This window comes from Candidatus Bathyarchaeota archaeon (genome assembly GCA_030739585.1).
Taxonomy (GTDB): Archaea; Thermoproteota; Bathyarchaeia; order TCS64; family TCS64.
Genome location: JASLYX010000001.1, coordinates 259,217 through 283,581, shown reverse-complemented (window position 1 = coordinate 283,581; position 24,365 = coordinate 259,217). Strand labels below are relative to the sequence as shown.

General features: G+C 49.6%; 20 protein-coding genes. 14 read left to right on the top strand and 6 right to left on the bottom strand.

Annotation, left to right across the window (positions count from 1 at the left end):
* Positions 1-5 precede the first annotated feature (5 nt).
* Together QGG23_01425 and QGG23_01420 are read right to left on the bottom strand one after the other, a co-directional pair.
* On the bottom strand, positions 6-3,422 hold the full coding sequence (locus tag QGG23_01425) for a molybdopterin-dependent oxidoreductase (GenBank protein ID MDP6048099.1): 3,417 nt from the start codon (positions 3,420-3,422) through the stop codon (positions 6-8).
* Positions 3,423-3,855: 433 nt separating this feature from the next.
* Positions 3,856-4,593 carry a YhfC family glutamic-type intramembrane protease gene (locus tag QGG23_01420; protein ID MDP6048098.1) on the bottom strand — a complete coding sequence of 246 codons (738 nt, stop codon included), beginning with the start codon at positions 4,591-4,593 and terminating at the stop codon, positions 3,856-3,858.
* A gap of 463 nt (positions 4,594-5,056) precedes the next feature.
* Between QGG23_01420 and QGG23_01415 the strand changes: the two genes are divergently transcribed.
* The 8 genes from QGG23_01415 (at position 5,057) to QGG23_01380 (ending at position 12,659) form a co-directional block, all read left to right on the top strand.
* The gene (locus tag QGG23_01415) at positions 5,057-5,209 is read left to right on the top strand and encodes a hypothetical protein (protein ID MDP6048097.1); all 153 of its coding nucleotides are present in this window, start codon (positions 5,057-5,059) and stop codon (positions 5,207-5,209) included.
* 162 nt (positions 5,210-5,371) lie between these two features.
* The gene (locus QGG23_01410) at positions 5,372-6,262 is read left to right on the top strand and encodes a DUF1385 domain-containing protein (protein MDP6048096.1); all 891 of its coding nucleotides are present in this window, start codon (positions 5,372-5,374) and stop codon (positions 6,260-6,262) included.
* Positions 6,263-6,613: 351 nt separating this feature from the next.
* Positions 6,614-7,006: a molybdopterin dinucleotide binding domain-containing protein gene (locus QGG23_01405; GenBank protein ID MDP6048095.1), complete on the top strand. Its 393-nt coding sequence runs from the start codon at positions 6,614-6,616 to the stop codon at positions 7,004-7,006.
* Positions 7,006-8,295: a formylmethanofuran dehydrogenase subunit B gene (locus QGG23_01400; protein ID MDP6048094.1), complete on the top strand. Its 1,290-nt coding sequence runs from the start codon at positions 7,006-7,008 to the stop codon at positions 8,293-8,295. Before QGG23_01405 ends, QGG23_01400 begins: the two co-directional genes overlap by 1 nt.
* A gap of 1 nt (position 8,296) precedes the next feature.
* A complete protein-coding gene (locus tag QGG23_01395) occupies positions 8,297-10,000 on the top strand; it encodes a formylmethanofuran dehydrogenase subunit A (GenBank protein ID MDP6048093.1) in 1,704 nt (567 codons plus the stop codon).
* Positions 10,000-10,926, top strand: coding sequence for a formylmethanofuran--tetrahydromethanopterin N-formyltransferase (gene fhcD, locus QGG23_01390; GenBank protein MDP6048092.1), 927 nt, complete (start codon positions 10,000-10,002; stop codon positions 10,924-10,926). Before QGG23_01395 ends, fhcD begins: the two co-directional genes overlap by 1 nt.
* The gene (locus QGG23_01385) at positions 10,927-11,766 is read left to right on the top strand and encodes a formylmethanofuran dehydrogenase subunit C (protein ID MDP6048091.1); all 840 of its coding nucleotides are present in this window, start codon (positions 10,927-10,929) and stop codon (positions 11,764-11,766) included.
* Between the two features lie 14 nt (positions 11,767-11,780).
* Positions 11,781-12,659 (top strand): RimK family alpha-L-glutamate ligase, encoded by an 879-nt coding sequence (locus tag QGG23_01380; GenBank protein ID MDP6048090.1) that lies wholly within the window; start codon positions 11,781-11,783, stop codon positions 12,657-12,659.
* Positions 12,660-12,868: 209 nt separating this feature from the next.
* Here the strand turns inward: QGG23_01380 and QGG23_01375 are convergent, their stop codons facing one another.
* From QGG23_01375 to QGG23_01360, 4 genes are all read right to left on the bottom strand, one after another.
* Positions 12,869-13,402 carry a hypothetical protein gene (locus QGG23_01375; GenBank protein MDP6048089.1) on the bottom strand — a complete coding sequence of 178 codons (534 nt, stop codon included), beginning with the start codon at positions 13,400-13,402 and terminating at the stop codon, positions 12,869-12,871.
* 116 nt (positions 13,403-13,518) lie between these two features.
* Positions 13,519-14,412 carry a thiamine pyrophosphate-dependent enzyme gene (locus QGG23_01370; GenBank protein MDP6048088.1) on the bottom strand — a complete coding sequence of 298 codons (894 nt, stop codon included), beginning with the start codon at positions 14,410-14,412 and terminating at the stop codon, positions 13,519-13,521.
* A 26-nt stretch (positions 14,413-14,438) separates the two neighbouring features.
* The gene (porA, locus tag QGG23_01365) at positions 14,439-15,602 is read right to left on the bottom strand and encodes a pyruvate ferredoxin oxidoreductase (protein MDP6048087.1); all 1,164 of its coding nucleotides are present in this window, start codon (positions 15,600-15,602) and stop codon (positions 14,439-14,441) included.
* Between the two features lie 11 nt (positions 15,603-15,613).
* Positions 15,614-16,435, bottom strand: a complete 822-nt coding sequence (locus QGG23_01360) for a 2-oxoacid:acceptor oxidoreductase family protein (GenBank protein MDP6048086.1) — start codon at positions 16,433-16,435, stop codon at positions 15,614-15,616.
* Positions 16,436-16,918: 483 nt separating this feature from the next.
* On the opposite strand from QGG23_01360, the gene QGG23_01355 reads away from it, so the two are divergent.
* The 6 genes from QGG23_01355 to acsC all read left to right on the top strand — a co-directional run bounded on the left by QGG23_01355 (position 16,919) and on the right by acsC (position 24,347).
* Complete coding sequence (locus tag QGG23_01355; protein ID MDP6048085.1) at positions 16,919-17,290, top strand: nitrous oxide-stimulated promoter family protein; 372 nt, start codon at positions 16,919-16,921, stop codon at positions 17,288-17,290.
* Between the two features lie 130 nt (positions 17,291-17,420).
* Positions 17,421-19,766 (top strand): CO dehydrogenase/acetyl-CoA synthase complex subunit alpha, encoded by a 2,346-nt coding sequence (cdhA, locus tag QGG23_01350; GenBank protein ID MDP6048084.1) that lies wholly within the window; start codon positions 17,421-17,423, stop codon positions 19,764-19,766.
* Positions 19,763-20,317: a CO dehydrogenase/acetyl-CoA synthase complex subunit epsilon gene (cdhB, locus tag QGG23_01345; protein MDP6048083.1), complete on the top strand. Its 555-nt coding sequence runs from the start codon at positions 19,763-19,765 to the stop codon at positions 20,315-20,317. The genes cdhA and cdhB overlap by 4 nt, the downstream gene beginning before the upstream one ends.
* Positions 20,318-20,322: 5 nt before the next feature.
* Positions 20,323-21,711 (top strand): CO dehydrogenase/CO-methylating acetyl-CoA synthase complex subunit beta, encoded by a 1,389-nt coding sequence (gene cdhC / locus QGG23_01340; GenBank protein ID MDP6048082.1) that lies wholly within the window; start codon positions 20,323-20,325, stop codon positions 21,709-21,711.
* Positions 21,712-21,717: 6 nt separating this feature from the next.
* Positions 21,718-22,923 carry a CO dehydrogenase/acetyl-CoA synthase subunit delta gene (cdhD, locus tag QGG23_01335; protein ID MDP6048081.1) on the top strand — a complete coding sequence of 402 codons (1,206 nt, stop codon included), beginning with the start codon at positions 21,718-21,720 and terminating at the stop codon, positions 22,921-22,923.
* Between the two features lie 11 nt (positions 22,924-22,934).
* Positions 22,935-24,347, top strand: a complete 1,413-nt coding sequence (acsC, locus tag QGG23_01330) for an acetyl-CoA decarbonylase/synthase complex subunit gamma (GenBank protein ID MDP6048080.1) — start codon at positions 22,935-22,937, stop codon at positions 24,345-24,347.
* Positions 24,348-24,365 lie beyond the last annotated feature (18 nt).

Below are 24,365 nucleotides of genomic sequence, written 5' to 3'. Positions count from 1 at the left end.
TTTCATCACCCCTCCGTAATGTAGTCTCCTCTCAGAAACTTTTTCATCTCAGCGTTTTCGTAAGTCGGCCTATACCCTGCTGCTGCCGGTTGCCATAGTTGGCCATCGGGCTCACCGGCCTCAGCTCTCGTAAATTTCACAAAAGACTCCTTTGGGGCGCCATTTGCGGTGTGTACGTCTACCTCAAAACCCTTACCGATGACCTGCCCGAAGTATTCGTTCCTCACTAGGCTGTCTGTCATAAGTGTTGGCTTTAACCAAGCCCTTACAGTGGATTGATGACCACCATATCGGTATAAAGCCTGATAGCCTGTTCTAGGATTCTTAGCTAGCTTATCTGGTCTATTCTCATGCCCTTCAACGGATCCATGGGTGGCCTGGTACATGTGGAACCAAGCTCGAGCAGTCTTCCTGATTATATTTGGATAATATCGTGCACGGGCCATCCACCGCATTACTTTAAAGTCCTTTGGCTTTTCCTGCCAACCCCTAAAGGGACGGTCAGTAGGATCGGCATCGATCCAGATATAGTCTCCATCATCAATTCCGAGCTCCTTGGCATCCAGGGGATGGAGATCTACATACCCCTCAGATACATGGGGCTTGCGGATATCGTGCCTGTAAAAGTCCCCAAATGGACCGAAATACACAGCCTCTATATCTGGAGTCGACGCTGCGGTGTGACATGCATGTCGGTATTTCGGTGTATACATTATGTGGCTATACTCCTGTTCCCGAAGGGGATGCACTGTGAGTTTTATTTCGCTCCAAGGCTTGACAACATTGCGTACTTGGCGTGTCTCTGCGGACAAGTCATTGAGATCTATCCCGTAATCCTCGGGACCCATCGGTTTTATCGCCGGATGTCCCGGTTTTGCTGATATTACCGCTGGTTCATAGAAGGTTGCATCAACGGTCTCGCGCCAGACCGGCATATTCTCCCCTGCATCGATGAACTCGTCTTCTTCCCTGTAGAACTCAAGTCTGCCAGTCATACTATACCAAGGCTTGCTCTCATTGACCTGCTCCCAGCCCACGACCCGTGGGCTTGTCCGAGACATGTGATAGAAGGGGGTGCCATCTTTGCAGCTTTCTAGGATGTCCTCAAATTTGTATCCCTTCAGGCCATTGCTGGCGTTAATGATTCTATCGATATAAACATCTGAATTTCCATCGATGGCAAATTTCCAATAGTCCAAAAAGCGATCATCTTCAGTTATCTCCGCTAATTTTTTAGCGACTCCTATCTGCATCTCCATGTCGTCCTTTGTATCAAACATGCGGGGGAGTGGGGTATCTGGAGCCGCCTGGAAAAAGGGGTTGGTGCTTGAGCCGTAAATATCAGGGATCTTACGCTCCGGCCACGAATCAACGCCCAAAACGATGTCTGAATACTCGCAGGTCATCGTCCAATGAAACTCTTGGTTAATTATCATCTCAATTTTGGGCAGGGTATTCATGATAATATCATAGGACCACTTGGCATTCCCCAAGATGGAATTCGTGTTAGCCCACCAACATGTCTTGGTAGGAGTCGACATATGTGTGATGCCCGTGAATAATTTGCCGTTAACCCTTAGGGGCCTGTCTCCGTAACCATAATAGTGAGCCGATTCATATTTTAGATATTTTTTCAATTTAGCTGGCTTCGTTGGGTCGAGCTCTATGTTGAAAGGATCCTCGACTGCGAACTGGGGAACCCCGGCGAACATCTCTAGGCGATAATTCCCGGCATAGCTACCCACTCCGCCACCGAAGTGTCCTTCGTTTCCCGTTAAAGCTGCAACCAAAAAGATCGCCCGATCCTTGAGGTCTGCGTTCCAATATTGGTTCGGACCCATCCCCGTAATGGAGAGCACTGAACCAAGGTTTTCCGCCATGGTATGGGCAAGGCTTACAATCCCTTCTTCCGGAACCCCGGTGATCTCTGACGTTGTCTTGACATCGCAGTTATCCATAAGATACTCCGTTATGACGTCAAAGACGGGTCTAACTCTCACCGTTTCACCCTGAACGGTAGTAATCTCATATGTGCCCTCCAAGGCTGGGTTGATCCCAAGTTTAGAGAAGTGGTCGCCTACATCATCCCTCGTTACAACCTGAGGCGAATCAGTAGATAGATCCCAAGCGACGAAGTCATCCCATTCGTTTCTAATCTCCTCAGTTACGTATTGTATTCCCTGGCGGGCGATTGAGGGTGGCTTTTCCCCAGGTTTCAACGTCTTGATGTAGTTGGTAAGCTCTGCTGGGGTATAATCTGGAATAATATCTCGAGCCCTCAGTAATTTTAGGGTGTCCATCCGGAGCAGGAATGGCATGTCTGTTGAGTGCTTTACGTAATCGGCATCGTAGATCTTTTCTCCGATCATCACATATGCTAGGCCTAGAGCAAGAGCGCAATCCGTCGCGGGTCGAAGAATGACAACCTGGTCCGCCTTGTTGCTAGTTGACTGGTACTCTGTCGCGATGGTTATCACCTTAGCTCCATGGAGGCGTGCCTCAGTGAGCCAATGAGAGTCCACCATCTTACTAACTATCATGTTTTTACCCCAAGTCACTATGACTTTAGCGTTCTCCACCGAGTACAGATCAAAGTCTGAGGTTTTATTTCCCATGACCATGGTGTGGCCCGAGGGCAGGTCTGTATGCCAAGCATAATTATCCCAGCCTCTACCTCCCAAAGCAGACTCGGGGTCTACACCACGAACATAGGAATCAAGCAATGCGAGTCCGTTCGCGAAGCGATAGTTTGAAATAATTCTCCTAACTCCCAGAAATGGCATCCCCCCGCGTGTTTTGGTAGTCTGGGTACCGGCCTCTTTCATTGCCTCAATCATTGCAGGATCGTATCCCTGCTTAGCGAGAAGAGCTGCACCGTCAGGGCCACTATACGTCTCTACAGTGTTTAGCATGGTTCTAGCGATAATACCAAAGACCTCATCCCACGAGACTTTCAACCAGTCCTCTTTTCCTCGCCCCACAGTATACTGGATCGGCATAGCCCCTGTATCTGGGTCTCTGGGGTATCCCGCGTCCACCCAAGCCTTGAATCCAGTGCGAATAAAAGCACCTTTAACCCGTCTCTCTGCCGCGTAGAACCGTCGAAGATAAGCGACCCCGCTGACACATATTCTTGGATCCCACCTTGCTGTAGCGGTATTGCCGTAGAGGTCGGTGGCCTTGTGGTATCCAAAGCTAGGGTCAATCCACTTGATGACACCATTTTTCATTTTCGCGTTTAGGAGGCATCCATGGGTGTCGTTGGGTGCACAAAGATAGTGGAATGTGGAGTCATAGGAGTAAAGGTCTCGGTAGACCCCCTCCCAGTCCCTGTTTGGATAAGACTCAAGTGGATTCAGATCGTGCTCTATGGGTTCAACGTAGGTAAACGAAAGGACCTCTTTAGGGAGATACATCTCCATGAGAATAACGGCAGTCGCTGGAGGAACTAGTTTAAGGAAATCCCGCCTAGTTATGGTAAACCCTTTTTTCGTCTGTTCTTTACTAGTTATTTTAATCACACGTCTTTTTCATTTAATGAGATAAGGACACGCGCAAGGCCATGAATGGTGAACGCCAAGAATAAATCGTTCAAGACGGCATACAGGTGTACCCGAAAGGGAACTTTGCATAGGAATCCCCGTCTTTCAAGAACAAAATTGCGCATGGGAATATTCTCGCACACATCTGACACAAAACCGATTTAAATATTACTCTTATACGTTTATGGTTTCGTTATTTCGAGCCTCTATTTAAAAGTGTCAAATAGAAATTGAAAATTTACTGAATGATTGCATGCTTGGAGCACATATCTCCATTTCTAGGTAATAGAAAGGAGCCATGTGCGAGCCTATTTTAACTTTGGCTTCCAATCTTTTTGCTGCCAAAATTGAACTGGTTGTACGTCCAATACGCCAAACCGATGGCGAAACCAGTAACCGTCATCTCCGAGATGATTATTCCCTTTCCAGCCGAGGAGATTGAAAGGAAATTTAGTAGTGTGTGAATTCCGATAGCCGCTAACAGATAGCGTTTATCTGGTCTCCTGATCGACTCCAGCACCACAATTGAGAGGCCGATATGGACGATCATTTTCATAATACTCTCGTAGATCCAGAGAAGGGGCTGATAGATAGGTATACCTAGAATCTGCAAAAGCTGGTCTGGGGGCAGCGCTTCTGGGTTAGTCAATAGGAGTACCCCAATCATTAATACGTTAAATCCCACCAGCAACAAGGACTCGATCCCCCCATGCCCAGCCCCATATGTCAACCCTTCTCCGAATGAGGGGTCTTTAACCAGTAGCTTGAATCCAGCGTATCTAGCCGTCTCCTCGGATATCCCCAAGATGAGAGGGGGCACAAGCGTCATTAGGCTAACTATTATGGGAGTGAACGCACTGGAGAGTATAAGTTGGGAAGCATATCGATGGATGGGATTGCTGATCAGGCTTACTAAGAACATCAACGCGCCGAAAACCCAGCTCCTCCAACTCGTGCCGAATCTTCGTATCATAGAGAATCCCACCGCGACAGGGATGAGTATTCCAAGAAGACCTGAGACGACGAAAACTAATCCAAGTGTGGCCAACATAGATTATTCGCCTCTCGCAAGTTTACGCACCCATTTTTTAAAACCCACGCGTGGTTCCATTAACGAGGATAAGAGGTATTGGGATAAAAACGGGTATAATCATTTAAAGCCCTATAATGACCTGTTCAGAGTGAACCGATAATCGGAAAAAGTTAACGCCCTAGGTAATCTCATTTGTTCATGATCTCCATGAAAAACTAGGAACCTATCACCCCCGAAGAAAATAGGGTGGCTCAGAAACGATCACTTGGAAGTTATCCCCAGCCCCCTAGTCAGGCTTAACATCGAGAACGCCCCCGCTGAGAATTACCTTAAGCTGGAGAAATAAAAACCCATCAGATCCTTTAAGATCAGGGGGCATACAATGCCTTGAAGCAGATCTCCCCCAATAAGCTTGCGAAAGGTGTCTGGAAAATCAGCGCCGGAAACTGGGCATAGGACGTCGGGTGATACTCCCAACGCCATGCAGTTAAGAATCCTCTCTACGGTGAATGACGTGAGCAAGAGCCAGAGCAATACCATCATTATAGCGTTCACCCTGGAGATCCTCAAGGCAATAGGGGTCCAGGGCGTAGTAAGTCTCTCAGCTATAGGCTCCAAAAAAAACAGTGGCTAGCCAGACCCTTTTGTCTGGGTTTTTAGATAAAAAGACAGTTCTATCATCCACATCCAATCGGTTAGGAGTTACTTCCATTATCTTGGAATCCAAATCTATGGTCCATCAAATGTGTAAAGTGGGATAGTTTTTAATTACCGCTGAGGAATCATAAATCACCTCATGGCTAAATCTACTGGAAAGAAGGAGCAGTCCCTTGCGTTCGGCGGCCAAGCCCTCATTGAGGGAATAATGATGCGATCAGGCGACCATGTGGTGATATGCGTCAGACAGCCCGATGGCGGTATCTCTACCTACAACCAGGAGATAAACTCAAGGGTAAAGCAGGGACGGGTACTGGGGCTCCCCTTCATACGTGGAATCATTATCCTCTTCGAGACCATGTACTTTGGGATCAAAGGAATATTCCACTCAGCTAATGTGGCCCTGGATGATGATGAAGAATTCACCTGGAAGGAGTACGTACTAGTTTTAGTTGCTGTGGTCGGCATGATCGGCTTCTTCATGGTGACCCCCTTCCTCCTAGCCAACTATCTCGGCTTAACCGGGTTCTTCCTCAACATCACCGAGTCCGCAGTACGCCTCACACTCTTCGGGCTATACCTCTTCTTCGTCTCTCGGTGGGGGGAGTTTAGGAGGGTGCTTCAATACCATGGGGCGGAGCATAAAGCTATCAATGCCCATGAGGCAGGGGCCAACATGGACACCGAGACCGTTGCTGAGTTCTCGAGGCTCAACCCCCGGTGCGGGACCAGCTTCCTCTTCATTGTGATGATCATCAGCATTCTGGTCTTCTCGGTTCTCCCCCGGTCTAGCTTCATGATGAGGATCGCCTACAGGATAATCCTTATTCCCGTCTTGGGGGCCATATCATATGAAGTTCTGAAAGTCAGCGATAAGTACCGAGACTCCCCCGTCATGCAGCTGGTCATAACCCCAGGTCTCGCCATGCAGCGCCTCACCACCCAGGAACCGGAGCCCAGCATGATCGAGGTAGCCTTGGCGGCTCTGAAGGAGGTAAAGAGACTCAATAAGATCGATCCCAGTGGATGAGGCAAATTCACATGAAATCCGAGCGCACGTGTATACCACTTTTCTAAGAGGACCCACGTTGGAAATTATCATGGCTGATTATAAACGTGGATTTCTTCGCCAGCAGATTGTTACATTTTTAGGATTAATACATAAACCTAAATAAAATTCTGAGAACGGATTCTTATTACAATAAAGAAGGAAAGGCACGAAGACACAATCTTCGCCCCCATCTAAACTGAACCAGGACAACTAGAAAAAACAATTAAAGTCTACTATGAGCACGCTAGAAATGGCTTTCAGAGTTAGTAATCTTTTTCATAAATGTTAAGTCTGTTCCCTGTGAAATTAGGTTGATTCGAGGTAGAAGCTATGGAGAAGATCAAAGTCATCCTCAATAGCGGCAGGACCTCCCAGCAAGGTGTAGGCCTCGAGATAGGGAAGACATCTGAAGAGTACTTTAGGAGCGTTACTTACATCGAGCTAGGTACTGCGGATGCTGGAATGCTCGGGATCGGGGAAGGTGATCCCGTCAAGATCGAGACGGCCCACGGCTCCGTGGTCGTATCCGCAAGGGTCTCCGCTAAACTGGAGCCTGGGTCCTCCTTTTTTCCGTATAGCCTCTGGGCAAATCAGGTCTTCGGCTCAGAGACTTATGGAACAGGGGTTCCTGACTTCAAGGGGGTTGAGGCTGAGGTTAGTTCATCCGTGACGGGGGTCTTGTCTCTGACTGACCTCATCGCGACCCTGAAGGAGGAGACCTAATGGCGGTCATCACTGATGTCGTCTGTACTTTCTGTGGCTGCCTCTGCGACGACCTTGAGGTCACGGTAGAGGGGAATAAGATCAAGAAGACCAAAAATGCTTGTACCGTCTCCCGAGCCAAGTTCATGAGTCACAATATGAACCGTATAAATATCTCCTCTGTTGGGGGGAAGGAGTCCTCCCTAGATAACGCTATTGAAATGGCTGCGTTGACCCTCGCCTCCGCCAAGAGGCCAATCATCTATGGTCTCAGTTCTACAGAGTGCGGCGCTGTTGCCTCCTGCGTAGAGCTCGCGGAAATCACGGGCGGAGTTCTCGATAACACCAGCTCCGTCTGCCACGGACCCACAATCCTCGCGCTTCAGCAGGTGGGAGAGTCCAAAGCTAGCCTTGGAGAAGTAAAGAACAGGGCCGATCTCGTCGTGTTCTGGGGGGCTAATCCAAGTGATTCTCATATCCGGCACTTTGTGCGCTACTCCGTGACACCAAAGGGACTCTATATTCCTGATGGAAGGAGGGGCCGTTATATCGTCTCGTTGGACGTCCGGGAGACTAAGACATCCAGGATCGCCGACCAGTTTGTCAAGGTAGACCACGGAGGTGACTTTGAGCTCCTCTTAGCCCTTAGGGCTGTTGTGAGGGGCAGCAAGATCACAGAAGATGTCTCAGGGGTCCCCGCAGAAGTGATTAGAGTTCTCGTGAAGAGAATGAAAAAAGCTAAGATGGGCGTGATCTTCTTCGGACTCGGGCTTACTCAGAGTGAAGGGAGACACATGAATATTGATGCTGCTGTGGGCCTCGTCTCCGAGCTCAATCATCACACCAAGTTCGTTCTCACGCCGATGCGAGGCCACTTTAATGTCGCCGGGGCCAATGCCGTCACCACCTGGCAGACAGGCTACCCCTATGCCGTCGACTTTGCCAGGGGATATCCTCGCTACAACCCAGGGGAATACACTGCCGTGGACATGCTCGCGAGAGGAGAACCCGATGCAGCGATCATTATTGCGTCGGACCCCGTATCGACATTCCCCTCCGATGCGGCAAAGCACCTTGCTAAGATCCCCACGATCACCCTAGACCAAAAAGTCACACCTACAACTATGTTAAGCAAGGTAGTAATTCCCGTGGCCACTGCCGGCATCGAGGTCGCGGGCACTGCTTATCGGATGGATGGATTTAGCCTGAGTCTGAAGAAAGTTGTTGAGCCCCATACCGGTATAAAATCAGACAGAGAGGTGCTGGAGATGATAATAAAGAGGGTAAAGTCTCTCAAGGAGGATACCTGAGATAGGAGACCTAAGGATCAAGGGCGGATATGTCTACGATCCACTGAACGGTGTCGATGGAGATGCAATGGACGTGCTCATCAGTGGCGGGAAGGTCGTGGAGAAAGTAGACAGAAACGCCAAGGTCATAGATGCTAAAGGGAAGATTGTGATGGCGGGGGGCGTGGACATCCATAGCCACATTGCGGGCTCCAAGATCAATATAGGGCGTCTTATGCGCCCCGAGGACCACAGAAGGGACGTGGTCCCTAGGACCACGGTGACTCGGGCTGGGGTGGGATATAGCTGTCCTAGCACATTTATCACCGGTTACAGGTACGCCCAGATGGGTTACACAGTAGTGATGGAGCCTGCGATGTCCCCTATGGGAGCCCGCCATGTCCATGAAGAGCTCAACGACACACCAATAATCGATAATGGGGCATTCACCCTGTTTGGGAATAACCACTTCACTCTAAAATACGTCAAAGAGGGGGACATCGAAAAGCTCAAGGCTTTCGTCTCCTGGCTCCTCAAGGCCACGAAGGGGTACGCTATTAAGCTTGTGAACCCGGGAGGCGTCGAAAACTGGAAGTGGGGCAGCAACGTCGGGGGTCTAGACGACCTGGTCTACAATTATGAGGTCTCACCAAGACGGATCATAACGATGCTGGCCCAGGCGAACGAAGAGTTAGGGCTACCCCACACCATCAATCTGCACTGCAATAATCTAGGGGTGCCGGGGAACTGTGAGACCACCATCAAAACTATGGAGGCCGTGAAGGGGATTAAGCCAGCTGACGGGAGGAGGGCGACGGTCCACGTGGTACACTGTCAGTTCAACTCCCTGGATGGAGATAACTGGATGAATGTAAAATCTGGGGCCAAAAAGGTGGCAAAATACGTCAACGCCAATGAACACGTAACCATCGACCTAGGTCAGGTTATATTCACGGACACCACGACGATGACAGGGGACGGTCCCTGGCAGTTTAGGCTATGGAACATCACTGGAAATAAGTGGGTTAACAGTGATGTGGAGATGGAGGCTGGCGCAGGAGTCGTCCCATACAGCTTCGAGAAAGACAATCCAACCAATGCTATCCAATGGGGCATCGGGCTGGAGCTGGCTCTCCTCATTGAAGATCCGTGGAGGGTCTACATGACCACAGACCACCCTAACGGAGGGCCCTTCACATTCTACCCAACTGTGATCGCCTGGCTCATGAGTCGTCAGGCCCGTACCGACATCATGAGGGAGATGAACAAGTCGGTACTCCGTAGGACCACACTCCCAAACATTTACAGGGAGTACTCCTTCGGCGAAATCGCCACGGTTACTCGGGCCGCCCCCGCGAAAGCCCTTGGACTCGATGACAAGGGCCACTTAGGAGTTAACTCCGATGGAGACGTCTCCGTCTATCATCTGGATCCCACGACCTGGAGGCCCTCAATGTACAAGGACCTTGAGAAGGCCCTAACACGGGCAGCATATACCATCAAGGGAGGCGAGATCGTGGTAAAAGACGGCGAAGTCACGGCCACACCCTTAGGCTCCACCTTCTGGGTGGACTCTTGGGTGCCGGAGAAACTGAAGGCAGAAGTGATGAAGGAGATCAAGGAAGATTTCGAAAATTACTACACGGTGGGATTCAGGAACTATCCGGTGGAGGATACATACCTCCCAAGAGGGGTCCCTTTGAAGTCTAATGGAAAGTGGATCTGATGAGCTTCGCGCTAAACGGCGTAGATATCGAGGATACCTTTGCTGAAGGTTTTAGGATGTGGGGCGCCAGGATTATTATCACCGCGAAGAATCTGAAATGGGCGAACATCGCTGCAAGGGAGATGACAGGGTTCGCGACAAGTGTTATCGCGTGCGACTGCGAGGCCGGGATAGAGCGGGAGATCCCCTCTGAGGAGACCCCCAACGGACGTCCCGGGGTCTCTGTGATTATCTTTGGGTTCTCCAAGAAACGGCTTTCAAAGTCGATGCTCAACAGGATTGGGCAATGTGTGCTCACCTGCCCCACCACTGCGATCTTTAACGGGATCCCAGAGGAAGAGGCAGATGACATGCTTGACGTGGGAACGAGCCTCAGGTTCTTCGGAGACGGATATCAGGTTAAGATGAGGATGGGGGACGGATGGGGAAAGCGCCAGCGGTTCTGGAGGATCCCGGTGATGGCGGGAGAGTTCCTAGTAGAAGCCAAGTTTGGGGCAGTGAAAGCCGTGGCCGGAGGCAACTTTCTGGTGATGGGGGAGAACGAGGATGTAACTCTAGAGGCCTCGGAGAGGGCGGTTGAGGCGATCTTGAAAGTTCCAGGGGTTATCGCCCCGTTCCCCGGGGGGCTTTGTAGGAGCGGGAGCAAGGTAGGGAGTACCTATGCCTTCCTGAAGGCATCCACCAACACCCCATTCTGTCCCACAATCAAGCACACCTTCCCAGACTCCCAGGTCCCCGTTGGATGCAACTCGGTCATTGAGGTAATCCTCAATGGCCTCGACGAGCCCTCTGTGATAAAGGCCATGGCGGCAGGTATAAGGGCCGCAACTGAAGTGGGTGGTGTGAAGTGGATCACCGCCGTCAACTTTGGGGGGAAGCTAGGGAAATTCAAGTTAGGGCTGAGGGAGGCCCTGGGGGTGGAGTAGATAAAAGAACTCAAACTTAAGCCGAAAAATCTAACTGATCTGTCCATGGAAGCTGAGGTTATCACCCCCGACTCAGTGATTGGGAAAACCATCAAGGAGGTCCGCTCACTCCCTGTCTACATTGGTAACACTATTCAAATGCTCGAAGACTACTTCTACGTGAATGGAAAAACAGCTGAGATATCGTCCGACCAACTAATCTCAATCCAAGGGGAGTGTGAAAACGTCAAGTACATCGGTTATGGTATGACGGCTGGTCACATAATCGTAGAGGGTAGCGTCGGGATGCATGTTGGGGCTAAGATGGAGGGAGGGAAGCTGATTGTAACGGGCTCTGCATCTAACTGGGCCGGGGCCGAGATGAAGGGGGGGCTTCTGAAGATCCATAAAGATGCGGGTCACCAGCTCGGAGCGGCCTACCGAGGTGGCACCAAGGGAATAACAGGGGGGGTAATCATCGTGGGTGGAGGTGTAGGCTTAGAAGCCGGGGCCTTCATGCGCCGGGGGATGCTCGTGATTCAGGGGAATGCTGCCCCCTTCCTAGGAGTCCATATGAACGGGGGTGAAATATTCGTCTTTGGGAGGGTCGCGAAGAGGGTTGGGGCTGGGGCAAAAGGGAACGGGGGATTTATTGCCTGCTTCGGAGGGGTTGATTCCCTCTTACCCACTTACGTTTATGATGGCACTTTCCGCCCTGACTTTATGAAACTCTACCTACGACAGCTTCGAGACCAATTTGGGATCAAGTCAGCCGGGAAGTACCTAGATACCTCTTTCAGGAGATATCGAGGGGATAACGCGGTAGGCGGAAACGGGGAGATATTGATAACTGAAACATAAGCCGGGCTGAAGATTTGAAGACAGGAATAGTCGCGTCAGATCCAAAAGAGTGGCACGTTGAAAGACTTATGTCCGAGCTCAAAGCGAGGGGCGCTGAGGCCTACATTCTCCCCGCCACCCGTTTCCGGTCAGGGGTTGGGCTGAAGCCAGGACTCTCGGTCCGAGGCTATTCCATTGATGACTATGACGCCATTATCGTCCGCAAAGTCCCCGGAGGAACTGCTGAGCGGGTCTTTTACAGGATGGACACCCTCCACCGCCTTGAAGACTTAGGGGTCTACGTCCTCAACTCGGCTGATGCTATCGAGATCGCCGTAGACAAATACTACACCTCTGCCCGACTCGAAGACACCGGAATCAAGACCCCCCGGACAGTTGTGACAGAGAGTTTTGACGAAGCGATGAAAGCCTTCAGTGAGTTGGGAGGAGACGTCGTGGTAAAGCCCCTTTTCGGAAGCCTTGGATTGGGGATAAGTCGGGTTAGCCATGAGGACGTCGCCTATAGAATATTCAGGGCCCTTGAGCTGACCCATGGAGTCTACTACATTCAGGAATACATCCCCCATGGTAACGAGGATATACGGGCCTTTGTCATCGGTGGGGAGGTTGTTGCATCCATGAAGCGGATGGCGAACGACTGGAAGACCAATATCTCAGCGGGAGGTCGAGCTGAGCCATATGACCTCGAGGAGGAGTTGGTTATTCTCAGCGTTGAGGCGTCAGCAGCGGTAGGCCTAGAGTACTCCGGCGTTGATATCCTCCGGTCAGAGGACGACGGCGAGTCATATGTCATTGAGCTTAACAGCACACCAGGATGGCAGGGACTCCAATCCGTCACGGAGAAGGACATTACCGCGTTGGTTGTGGACTATCTTCTATCCAAAATGCAGTAAAATGCGGATGGGCTCTGGTAACTTCTTCTGGATGGCTACTTCCGCGCGCGAATGTAGGGCAGATAATCACGTTATAAGCAGAGGGGGACGCGACTCCCTCATAGTGCCCCACTACAACACTAATTCTCCTATGATTCCTCAGCCATAACCCTCTCAAACCTATCTTCCTTGTCAAAGCTTGAAAATGAGTTACCCAGGGGTTAATTCAACTATCTTTTGGTGACCCGCTTATAGACGCCCGGTTCGAGCCGCTTGAGCAATAGTGCCGTTGGACGCTCGGGCTGCTGTACCTCGAAGCTGTCAAAGAATCCGGTGACAGGATTAAGGTTCCTATAGGTCTCCAAGGAGAAGATGAGAACCAGATAATCTGGGTCTCCCTTCCTGTTGAGGGTGATGACACTCTCGTCCCTTCCTGAGGCCTTAAGCGGGAATTCCAAGGGAACTCTGATCAATGTAAAGTCGTTAAATGGAGAAACCTCGAGGGCCCAAGGGCGGGTCAGAGTCATGTTGTAGAGCCTCACGCTATAAGATATACGGGCAGGAGTGCCTCCTAGATTCCTCGCTTTTAAGACAACGGTGAGATCCTCCAAGCTCAGATCGATGGTCCCGTTATACTCCAGGGGCGTTGAGAGGTGGTATGCTACCACAGGTCTGGTGATGAACCCGTAGACGATAAGGACATTGATGACGATAGCCAGGGCCATCAGGATGTATGCCTCCGTCTTTCTGCCTCTCTGAGCCATCTTCCTAACATCCAGTTTGAAGGTTTTAAAGGCATTTCTTACTACGACTACCCTAACTCTCCATGAAATAGTAACAGAACTAGGAAGAAAAGAAAAAAAGACAGTTTTTCTCCTGCTTATAGTAGAACTCGTCCGAGCTCTTCAGATTTAAGGAGAGTCATCCACTCCTTTGCGGTCTCCTCCTGGATCACGGAGATGTTATCGTCGGTGAGGTGCCTGAACCTCGCCTGTGGCTTCAAGTACTCAGTTACAGGCTTCAGCTCCCTAGGTTTATAGTTCAGCTTGAATCTCTCGCCGTCAATGATCTCAAAGAGAGGCCAGATGCCGGTCTGGACCACGAGGCGGGCTATTTCGATGGTCTTGGCTTCGTCGAAGCGCCACCCTACGGGACAAGGGGCATGGATGATGAGCATCTTAAAGCCTTCCACCGTCTTCCCGTAGTTGATCTTAGAGATGAGGTCCTCGGGGTATGCCACCGAGGCAGTTGCAAGGTAGGGTATCCCATGGGCTGCAAAGATCTTTGCGATATTCTTCTTCCTCATCTGCTTCCCCTTTATCACCGATCCTACTGGAGTAGTCGAGGTATAGGAGAAAATGGGAGTCGACCCGCTCCTCTGGTTCCCCGTGTTCATATAAGCCTCATTGTCCTTTACAATGACCCAGACGTTCTCGTTCCTTTCGGCGGCTGCTGATATACCCTGAAATCCAATGTCATAAGTTCCACCGTCTCCGAAGAGGCCCACCACTTGGACGTCTGTCCTTCCTATAGCCTTTAGGGCCCTCCACGTACCTGTGAGCATTGCACCACCTCCCTCGAACACTGAGCTTGCCATAGGGTGGCTGGTGACGGCATCGGGGCAGCTGGGAATCCTGTGCCTGATAGCATTGGGGCCAATAGCCTTGAACACGAGCCTCGCAGCGAGGGAAGCACCGCATCCCGAGCACGCGCTGCCAGGGGTGATGGTGATCTCCTCCATGGGTATCTGAAATCTGTTGATTCTCTGACTCATTACGCATTAACCTCAATTAATTCCTCTTAAACCCACACCTCAGCGGTATGTACCTTATCGTCTTTTGCGGCATTTAGCGTCTTCAAGCCGATATTGTAGATATCATCCACCCGGACCTCCTTTCCCCCCATCCCTGCGAAGAACTCAAGCACGGAAGGCCTGTCCTTAATATCATATATAGCGTTCCTAATCTGTGTATATGCGGCCCCACCATGGCCAAGGCAAACATTTCTATCGATCATGCCTATAGCACCAACATTCGCAGCGAGTTTCTGGATTTCCTCTGTGGGGAAGGGCACAAAGCATTTGAGCTTAAGAAGCCCGACACTATTACCATCGTTTTGGAGCCTATCCACAGCTGCTCTAGCAGTTCCCGCGAGGGATCCCATAGCAACAATAAAGGCTTCCACACCATCCGTCTTGTACTCCTCGATGAGCCCGTTGCCGTAATTTCGCCCGAACTTTTTTCCAAAGCTCTCGTTGACCTCAGTGATAATATCCTTGGTATCCAAAATCGCCTCATGATGGACCTTCCAACGCATTTGGGGGTCGTTTTCCCTGATGTTCATACCGAAGCTATTTGAGTCGACCTCGTCAGGAAGAATACTTGGCATAGGCCTGTTGGGTGGCAGCCATTCGTCCACGTCCTCTTGTTGGGGGATCTCCACAGGCTCAGCCGTGTAACTCAGGACGTATCCGTCGTATCCGAAGACAACTGGCAGCCGGACCCGTTCATCCTCGGCGATCTTGTAGGCCATAAGACAGGTGTCCAAAGCTTCCTGGTTGTGCTCCACGTAAAGCTGTATCCACCCCGTCCAAAGTTGGGACATGAGGTCAGTATGATCTGGCTGCATGCTCTTGTTTCCCCTGTGAACTGTGGCCATGACTACCGGGAGTCTATCTGATGAGGTCTGGTGCATCGGGTGATGCATATATAGCTGCCCTGGGCCAGAGGTACAAACGAAGGTGCGGGCTCCGACCCTAGATGCGGCTTGGACAACGACGTGAGAGCTGAGCTCCCCCTCAACGTTGACTAACTCTGCATCCAGCTCCCCGTTTGCAATCATGTCTGAAAGATACTCGGTAATGGTGGTTTGGGGTGTGACAGGGAACGCGGATGCAACATTGACCCTTGCTAGCTTCACCGCAGTGGCGGTGGCTTTGTTTCCAACCATTACTTCAAATGACATTTCATCGCCTCCTATACAAGGACCCTCTCGAACGAAATGCACTTAACGTTGCACTCCTCAACGCAGATTCCACAGCCTTTACACTTACGGTACTCGATCTCCGGTAGGAGGTTCTCCCATTTTATAGCGGTCTCAGGGCAGAAGAGCCAGCATGCCTTACACCCTGTACATTGGTCTAGATCGATAATGGGGGTAAAGACCCTCCATGAAGAGACGTCTTTAAGAACCCCATAACCGGGGACTCCGACCTCAGGCGCATCAAGTTCTGCTTCCTTATGAGTAGCCTGCACAGGAAGACTAGCCTCAGAATATGACTGGCGGATGGCTACGATGTTCATCTCCCCGATCCTCCCAGGAAACTGGTTGTGGATAGACGTCTCTATAGATTCCATAGAGGGGAAACCGACAACCTTACTGAAGGCACCCAGAATCGCAGTATTTGTTATGGGGCGTTTCAAGGTCTCAAGTGCGATCTTCGTAGCATCAACCGAGGCGATTCTGATGTCTCCGGCTATCGGTACCTTCTCCGGAGGCAGATGGGAGTTAACGATAAGGAGTCCGCCTTTCTTAATCCCAGATGCCACGCTCTGCTCTTTGCTCAGCAGAGGGTCAAGAACAATTACAATATCAGGTTCGTGGACCAGTTCACGCTCCCTTACTCGGATGTCATCGATCCTAACGAAGGCGACTAGGGGGGCTCCCCGTCTCTCGGTGCCGTACATTGGGATCGCCTGGGAAAACTTGCCGTCCCTGTAGGATGCGTCAGCCAGCAGTCTTGATGCTGTTACAGCCCCCTGGCCGCCCCTGCCGTGTATTCTGATACCTAACATCATAAAGCCTCTGTGAATTGGTTAGGCATACTACATTAATTATAAAAACTATACGGCTTCAAGGAGAGGGGGATCGTTCAAAATTGTTCAATTTGTGAAGGGAATAATTGTCTTCTTTTACGAAGGTTTTGCAGCATTGTCAGATATTCATTAACGTTGTAGGGTAATATGCCTTAACAGTCAATTTGATTATCTACTTTATCGACGAAATGGATTTCACTTGGTTAATTCAAGGGGTTAGTCTTTTGGCGCGCGAGTGATGAGTTCTTCTCTTCTGATGTGGGATTAGTCTGTTTTTTTGGTCGATAGCATGTAAATATTATAACCGTAGATAGGAAAGCACATGCGACGAATAATCACAAGGAAACGGGGATCATTATTTTTCTGATAGGTTTAGTTTCTTTGGATGTTTTAAAGTAACCAAGCGGGAGATTTAAAATGACGAGACTACTGTGGATATCGATTAATAACGAATGAGGGTTCCCTGTGAGTAGAAAAGTAGATATAGATGTCAAGATCCTTATATTGTTCATTCGGGTCTATTGCGGAAAACAACATAGTTTGTCTGAAAAGTTTCACTGGGAACCTTCGGAGAAGTTTTGGATGCTGGGGGCGCTCCCCGCCCCTCTTCTGTGTAAAGACTGCCTCGATTTGCTAGAATACTCAGCGGAGCGAAGAATGCTTTGCCCTTTGGACCCTAAACCCACATGCAAAAAGTGTAAGATTCATTGTTACCAGGATGATTTCAGGGATAGGATAAGGGAGGTTATGAGGTTCTCGGGGAAGCACTTCTTAATATTCGCGTTTAGACACGGCCTATTCAAAGAGAGTTGGGAGATAATCACTCATTTTATCTGAAAAAGCTATTCTCTAAAGCGGTCCCGATTAGTTCACTTTAGAGTTATGGTTTATATGAATAAATTTTTGCGCAAAAAGATTTATTATAAATGACAAAAGATGAGTAAAGATCACTACTGGAAGTGTTGACTTGTCTAAGAGAGATTTAAAACTTAAATTTAGCGAGCTTTCATCGGCAATTGGCACCTTCAAAGGGGTTGAAATCGAGGTCGGAAGGATCTTTGAAGAAGATTGGGAAGAAAAGTTGGGTCCAACCCCATTTCCTGGTCTTGGTACCTTTCGAAATTGGGACAGGAGGCTCTTGGAGCGTTACAAACCTTTCTATATGCCTTTTTGTGACCTATGTTGCCTCTGTACCTACGGCAAATGTGATTTAACGGGTGACAAGAAAGGCGCCTGTGGCATAACCATGGCGGGTCAGCAGTCGAGGATTGTGCTTCTCGCAGCTTGTATTGGAGCCTCCACTCATACAGCTCACGCAAGGCACATGCTTGAAAACCTCATAGAGCTGTACGGGAGAGAAAGTCCTCTCGAGGTGGCGATGAATACTAATGTAGAGGCCCCCCACATTAGGCTTATTTGCGGTCTAAGACCTAAAACCCTGAAGGATCTTGAGGATGTTTTAGATTACATTGAGACACAACTTATAGAGCTGATAGCAGTGACCCATACAGGCCAGGAGGGAGATCCTCTTGACTTTGAGTCGAAGACCTTCCATGCAGGGATGCTCGATCATCTGGCACTCGAGGCAGCGGACATTGCACAGATAGCCACCCTTGGCTTCCCAAAAGGAGATCCACAGGCCCCTTTAGCGGATATAGGCTTTAGCTCTGTAGACCCGACAAAGCCCGTTATTCTATGCATCGGTCATAACGTCCTCCCAAGCATCGATATCATAGACTACTTGATGGATCATGATCTCTTTGGGGAGGTCGAGATAGGGGGCATTTGTTGCACTGCCCACGACATGACACGGTATGATAAAAGAGCAAAGATCATAGGCCCGATTTCCTGGCAACTAAGATTCGTCAGGTCCGGCATCCCTGACCTCATCGTCATAGATGCCCAATGCCTCAGAACCGACATACTCACTGAGGCACAGAAAATCGGGGCACCCATCATCGCCACGACTATGAAAAGCTGCCAGGGTCTCCCCGATATGACTGATGAGGCCCCAGAGAAAATTATCGCTTCAATGCTTGAGGACGGGGCTCCAGGTGCCCTCATACTAGACCCGAGAAAGGTGGGCGAGGTTGCAGTCAAGACTGCGATGGCAATTAGGCCGAAAAGAGTAATAACAACGAAACTTACACGTGAAAAAGTCGCTGAGATGTCAAAGACCTGTAGATCCTGCTCTGAGTGCATAAGGGCCTGCCCTCATAATCTCCAAATTAGGGATGCAGTTCAGGCAGCAGCAAATGGAGATTTTGAACTTCTCGCCAGTCTTTACAAGGCCTGTGTTGGATGTGCTAGGTGTGAGAGTGCCTGCCCCGAGAATTTCCCGATTATTTCATTTTTTAACGTGGGAGCTGAAGAGAGCATCCTCAAGGAAAAGTATTCCATGAGAATTGGAAGAGGTGCTATCCAGGACACTGAGATCAGGGAAGTAGGGCGGGCAATAGTTTTTGGAGAAATCCCAGGAGTCCTGGCCCTCGTCGGTTGCGCAAACTTCCCCGCTGGAGGGGACGATGTAGCCAGAATAGCAGACGAGTTCATAAGGCGCCGCTTCATTACAGTCGCTTCTGGCTGCTCTGCAATGAGCATAGCAATGGTGAAAAATGAGGATGGGGAGAACCTCTATCAGACTTATCCTGGGATCTTTGACGCAGGAGGCTTAGTGAATGTAGGCAGCTGTGTCTCGAATGCTCACATCACTGGAGCCGCTATAAAGATCGCTAACATATTTGCAAAACGTCCCCTAAGGGGAAACTACGAGGAGATTGCGGACTATATTTATAACAGGGTCGGAGCCGTTGGACTTGCTTGGGGAGCCATGTCCCAGAAAGCTGCCTCCATTGCTGCAGGATGCTGGAGGCTGGGAATCCCTGTCGTAGTGGGTCCTCATGGAGCCAAGTATAGACGTATGTTGTTAGGTAGGAAGGAGAACGACGATGACTGGACTGTCAAAGACGCCCGAACAGGAAAAGAGGTCTATGTGGGCCCGGTCCCTGAGCATCTATTCTATGCTGCAGAGACTGTTGAGGAGGCAATGGTGATGATCGCTAAGCTCACGATGCGCCCTAATGACACTTCCAAGGGAAGAGCGGTTAAACTAAGTCACTATATTGACCTCCATAAGAGACACTACGGTTGTATGCCGGACGATCTCCAGCTCTTCGTGAGAATGGAGGCGGATATACCCTTCACAATGAAAGACGAAATTCAGAAATACCTCATAGAAAAGAACTGGAATGCGGACAAGATTGCATTCCCTGACCCGACTATGCTGGATCGGATGGTTAGGAGGCATGAGTGATATCAGCTAAAACAACTCTGGGTCAGACAGCGATGATCCCCGGGCCGAAAAAGGCCAATATCTTTCCAAAGCCAACAGTCGTGGCTGCGATGGTGAAAAAGTCGAAAAGGTGTTTACTTGTTGTGGGTTCGAAAGCACCTTTTACAACAACTAAGGACGGGAACCTTGTCGACTCAGCGATAAGGATGTCTAAAAATGGAAATATTTCGGTGGCAGCTACAGGGCATATAATAAAAGAGTTCCTAAAGAGGGGCTCCAAAAGCGCCTTCAGTATCCAAGTCATGAATCTTGGGGACAGGCTAAGAGATCCAAGCTGGGGGGGCTTTGACGGAGCAGGTATATACGACCTAGTGATCTTTGCGGGCTTCGCTTATTATATCGAGTGGCTCGTTCAGTCTGGTTTAAAGAACTTTGCACCGGATCTTAGAATAATAAGTCTTGAAAAGACCTATCAGCCCAATGCGAGCTGGAGCCTAGGGACGTTGCCAGAAGGCAGATGGGAAGAATCTTTAGATGAAATACTAACTGCATTAGAGGAGAACAAGTCGTAATGTCAATGTTTGAAGATATCCCCGTGGATGTCGGCATCATATACGAGGGCGAACGCATTAGAGGCCGTGATATGCGCCTCGAGCTTGGTGGCCCCAGAGAGCAATATAAATTCGAACTGGTCCAAGTCAGAGGGATGGATGAGATTGAGGATGGAAAAATCATGATAAACGGTCAAGATATATCTGGTTTACCCGAGAGAACAAACACGCCATTCGGTCTCCTCATTGAGGTCGCGGGAAAAGAGGCTGAAAAAGATATTGAAGGCGTCATTGAGCGCCGAATCCACGAATACTGTAACTTTATAGAGGGTTTCATGCACCTCAACCAGCGATACGATATCCAAATGAGGATAAGTAAAAAGTCCTTCGAGAAAGGTTTCAATAGCTTTAAACATATGGGCGAGGTCCTCAAGCGACTCATTAAGAGTGAGATGTCATTCATCGAGAAGATCCAAATGACTTTCATCACTGAGCCAGGCCTCGTAAAGGAAGGGTACAACAAAGCCTTAGAGATATATGAAGCGCGAGATGCAAAGGCAAGAGGTATGAGCGACAATGATGTCGATGTCTTTTATGGGTGCCAGCTTTGCCAGAGCTTTGCTCCCTCCCATCTCTGCGTTATCACACCTCAAAGATACGCAAATTGCGGGGCTATCAGTTGGTTTGATGGAAAAGCAACCGCTAAAGTAGATCCAAAAGGGCCGGTCTTTGAGATCCCAAAAGGTGAGGTTATCAACGCTGACACGGGCGAGTATGTGGGCGTCAACAAGGTCATGCAAGAGAAATCCCTTGGAGAGATAGAGAGAGTACAACTATACACAACCTTTGGTAATCCCCACACTAGTTGTGGCTGTTTCGAAGGATGCGCGTTCTTAATCCCAGAGGTCGATGGATTTGGAATAGTTCACCGAAACTTTAAAGGAGATACAGTCAACGGCCTCAGTTTCGTTACAATCTCTGACTTAACCGCTGGCGGTAAACAAGTGGACGGATTCCACGGCCTATCTATAGAATACATGAGAAGCCTGAAATTCCTTGATGCAGACGGAGGCTGGGAAAGAGTGGTCTGGATGCCCCAAGAGATAAAGGAACGAGTCCAGGAGTTCATACCACCCGAAATAGTTTCCATGATCGCAACCGAATCCGATGTTTCCGATCTCGATGAGTTGAAATCTTGGCTCATAGAAAAGAAACATCCAATAATAGAAAGATGGCGCGAGGAGCCTGACTCTGCCCCAGCAGAGATTGAAGAGATCACTGTGCCGACCCTTGAAGTGCCGGCATCGGCCTTTCCAAATCAAGGGTTCCCTTCAGGTATGGGCTTTACTATAATCCTGAAGAACGCAAAGATCAAAGCAGAGAAGATGATCATAAAGGCCAATAAAGGTAGTTAGTCCATAATGGTGGATAAAAAGAAGGAGAACCTCCCAATTAGCTTTGACATGCTAAAAGCTCTCGCGAAGTTCCAAGAAATAGAGTTTGAAGATGTTGAGCTTAGTTTTGACGAATTGGAGCTTAGAATTTCCCCTGGGATGATAACGGGTCCCCCTGCGGTAACTCCATCCCAAGGGATCATAAATAACATTAAACCAACACAAATCCAGGAGGAAAAAGTCGGGTTTCCTTCCCACATATATAATGGAGAAGTCGTAGAGGTTAGGCTTGGAGCCACAAAAGCCGATGGAGGTACCAGAGACAGATCGTTTGTCATCGGTGGCGAGACCGCCCCTGCATTTTATAATTTCCAAGCAAAGACGCCAAATAGGCCTATAATTGCGATGGATGTTTTTGACTGGGAAAAAATCCCCTTGGCAAAGGCCGTCAAGATGCACTTTAGGGAAGTAGTGGCAGATCCGGCTGCGTGGGCAAAAATGTGCGTTGAAAAGTATGACGCAGACATGATCAACCTTCATATGCTGACAATCGACCCGCTTATCGAGGACGCTTCTCCAAAATCAGCCCTAAAGACGATGGAGGACGTACTTGAGGCCGTTGACGTACCAATCGCCTTTGGAGGTTGCGGGGATCCAAAGAAGGATCTAGAGGTCTTCAAGGTCGTTGCTGAGGCCACAGCAGGTGAGAGGATCCTTTTCAATTCAGTTACCTTAGACATGGATATTAAGGCTACAGCAGATATCATCAGAGAAAATGGCCATACGGTTATCGCTTTTACATCCATGGATGTCAACAAAGCCCGGGAGCTAAACCGGAAGCTCTACGATTTCCTACCCAAGGAGGATATACTAATGGACACAACTACGGCGGCCCTAGGTTACGGGCTCGACTACGCATACACCGTCATGGAAAGGTCAAGACTAGCAGCCCTAAAGGGTGACCCCGAGCTCAACCATCCCATCTCATCAGGCGCCACCAACGCTTGGGCGGCTAGGGAAGCGTGGATGAAAATGGGAGCAGAGTGGGCACCCAGAGAGCTTAGGGGGCCTATTTGGGAAACTATAACAGCACAAACCTTGTTGATGGCGGGAGTAGATTACTTCATGATGATGCACCCTGCCGCTGTACGGGCAATAAAGACGCTTATCAACAACTTGATGAGCGGAAAAGACCCGAGTGATGCCCAAGATTGGGTGTCCCTCAAACTATAGAAGGTGTATGTTTGCCTGCAAAGGAACTAAGCCCAATTGAGGTCTATAAGATACTCCCTGGGACAAATTGCAAAGAGTGTGGGGAGAACAATTGTATGGCCTTCGCAGCTAAGCTAGTTAACCGAGAGGCAGTCCTTCAAAAGTGTCCGCCGCTTCTCAAGCCCAAGTTCACAGAAGCTCACAACAAGCTCTGGGTCCTACTAAAGCCTGCTGTACAAGCGGTACAAGTGGGCACCGGAGACAAAGCGGTCACAGTTGGTGGTGAGTACGTCCTCTACCGCCATGAGTTCACATATTTCAACCTCCCGCCTATTGCAATTGATGTGAGTGACGAAATGTCCAATGAGGAGTTTGAGGCCCGAATCAAGATTGCCGACGAGTTTGAGTTTGAGTATATTGGCATGAAGCTTACCCTTGACATGGTCGCAGTCAGATCTACATCAAACGACCCCAAAAAGTTCGAGGCTGCAGTGAAGAAGGCATCAGAACTTACGGATATGCCTCTCCTCTTGTGCTCCCATAATCCTGTTGTAATGGAGTATGCGCTTTCTGCAGTTGGAAACAGGAAGCCTCTCATCTACGCCGCCACGAAAGAAAACTGGAAAGAGATGGCAGACCTAGCCATAATGTACAACTGCCCCATCGTTGCTTCGGCTCCATTTGACCTTAATTCCCTCAAAGGCATTGCTAGAACTCTCACAGAGTATGGTGTGGAGAATATTGTTCTTGACCCGGGGACCCAGGGGGACGAAGGTATTAGCAGGACTCTTGACAATTTTACAGTCCTGCGGTGGAACGCAATCAATGAAGAGGAGGAATACCTTGGCTATCCCCTATTGGGCACACCCATCGTGGCTTGGACAGAGAAAACGGAGGATCCCCTGATTAACGAATGGAACGAAGCCATGCTCGCATCCGCCCTCATCGCAAGATACGCGGACATACTAATAGTTCATAGTGTGAGCGGGTGGGCATTACTACCTTTTGTCTTCCTGAGGCAAAATATTTACACCGACCCAAGGACACCACTGGCCGTCGAGGCGGGAGTCCTAACCTACGGGAAGCCCGATGAAAACTCCCCTGTACTTCTTACCACTAACTTCGCTTTGACATTTTATACAGTCGCTTCAGATATCGAAGGATCAAAGCTGGACTGCTACCTTGTGGTCGTAGACAGTGAAGGACTCTCGGTGGATACCGCAGTGGCTGGACGACAACTTACCGCCGACACTGTCGCCGAAGCCCTCAGCGAAACAAAAGTAGGGGACTTGGTAAAGCACAGACATCTTATAATCCCCGGTAGAGCAGCACGCCTCAGTGGAGAGATCCAGGAGACCTCCGGGTGGAACGTTTCGGTGGGACCTCACGACTCATCAGGAATCGCGAAATTCATTGAGGATATTTGGCCCCCTGAGTCCGAGTGATTTACCCAACCTTTTTCT